Origin of the sequence: Acinetobacter sp. YH16052, from assembly GCF_013417155.1 — a bacterium.
GTDB lineage: Bacteria > Pseudomonadota > Gammaproteobacteria > Pseudomonadales > Moraxellaceae > Acinetobacter.
In genome coordinates this window covers 1-1586 of sequence record NZ_VPEO01000141.1, presented here as the reverse complement: position 1 = coordinate 1586, position 1586 = coordinate 1, and the positions used below count along the sequence as shown (strand labels likewise).

Sequence of the window (1586 nt, the reverse complement as noted above, 5' to 3'; positions counted from 1 at the left end):
TGATTATATCGAGATGTTTTACAATCGAATCAGGCGTCATTCGCATCTCGATGGGATGAGTCCAGAAGCCTTTGAGGCAGCTTCAAAATGAGGCCGTCTCGTGTCTAGGATACTGGGAGCAGTCCAGCGTTCTATTGAATCATAAGCTGAAGTATCAAAACACTCAGGCAACAATGCTTTTAATGAGAAATCTACCTGATCAAATATTTTTTTAACACTGGCATAACTTAAAGCAGAGTAGGGAGGTTTTAAAGATGTAAATAAGATTTGTGAAGGAATTTCTTTTCGGATCTCATTTATATAAATTTGAATAATTCTATAGTCTCGTTCCTGTAGTTTTATTACTCGGTACGAATATTCATTTTTGATTTTTGGCTTTTTCGATCGTTCATCGAACTCATCATCTGTATTTGTAATAATTAAGCTAAAATTATGATTCTGAATTGATTTTTTAATGGAATTAGTTGTTAGTAGCATAAGTTCACCAATTCTAAGACCATAGTTAAGCATGAGATGTATGATCAGAAAATTCCTGAGTTGCACACTTTTAGATCTAAAAGGATTTAATTCATTGCATCTATTAGAGTTGCTCGGTGAAATAACTGAATACAATCCTTTAATCATTTCCTGATTCATACTATTAAAATTATAATTTATTTCACTTTTAATTGTTTTATTAGCTTTTGAAAAATTATTTATAATTTTTTTCTTTATTGTCATATATTTATTTAAGTTTTCTTTAATTTTTTGAATTTCCTTCAACGTGAGTTGCGGCTGTGATTGGATGCTTAAGTATTCATCAATCAAAAAATTGTAAAACTTTAGAAAGGATCTAATTCTATGGCCAATTGTTGTGTAATTGGTATGGTTTGTATGTCTTAGCCGGATAAGATTACTTTCAATTTTTTTATTATTTTCTAAGTAGACAATAAAATTATCAATTTCACTTTGGATGATCTCAAAGTTATAGGATGTCGAGTAGAACGACTCACAAAAAGATGTCGAAAACTTTTCAAACCAAAATTCATACCAAAATTTTATTGCGATTAAATCTGCATGCTGAGTAGAGATACTTTGAAATCTAAGAAATTTCATGGTGTACAGCATAGGGTACAAACATGGACATGATGAATCCAGATCAAACAAAAGAATAATTTGATTTTCGTTTGAAACTTTCTTTTCCAAATGAATTGTTTTTAAAGCAAACATAGTAAAGTTTATGAAGTATTCTTGAGGTCAACATATCATATTTTACAAATGAAATTGAAATTATTTAAGTTATTGAATTTTCGTTTAATAAAAGAAGATATGAAGTTATTATCAGGTATAAGTCATTTAACATAATATACATTATACGAAATACTATTGTTAGAACCCATTTAAAGTGTCTATATTCTCACCAATAAAAATGTCTGGTTTATGATGGTTTTTATCACCATGGACTGGATATAAAATATAAATGCTGATCACTATGTCTGATAAAGAAATTCAACGTCTTGCAGTTCTGCAAGACGTTAGAGATCATCGTATTACCCAGGTCCGTGCTGCTGAAATCCTGAATCTTTCCACCCGTCAAATTACCCGGT

1 protein-coding gene and 1 pseudogene are annotated in these 1586 nt (G+C 30.3%); one reads left to right on the top strand and one right to left on the bottom strand.

The window, feature by feature from the left end; all coding sequences use genetic code 11:
• The first annotated feature begins 13 nt into the window (after positions 1–13).
• On the top strand, positions 14–91 hold the full coding sequence (locus FTV42_RS16770; RefSeq protein ID WP_373683241.1) for a hypothetical protein: 78 nt from the start codon (positions 14–16) through the stop codon (positions 89–91).
• Between the two features lie 29 nt (positions 92–120).
• Here the strand turns inward: FTV42_RS16770 and FTV42_RS17800 are convergent.
• Positions 121–1209: pseudogene (locus FTV42_RS17800) on the bottom strand (site-specific integrase); the annotation flags it as partial.
• Between the last annotated feature and the right edge of the window lie 377 nt (positions 1210–1586).

Excerpts from the sequence above, each read along its gene's own strand:
- FTV42_RS16770 (WP_373683241.1), top strand. The coding sequence starts at position 14 with ATGTTTTACAATCGAATCAGGCGTCATTCGCATCTCGATGGGATGAGT.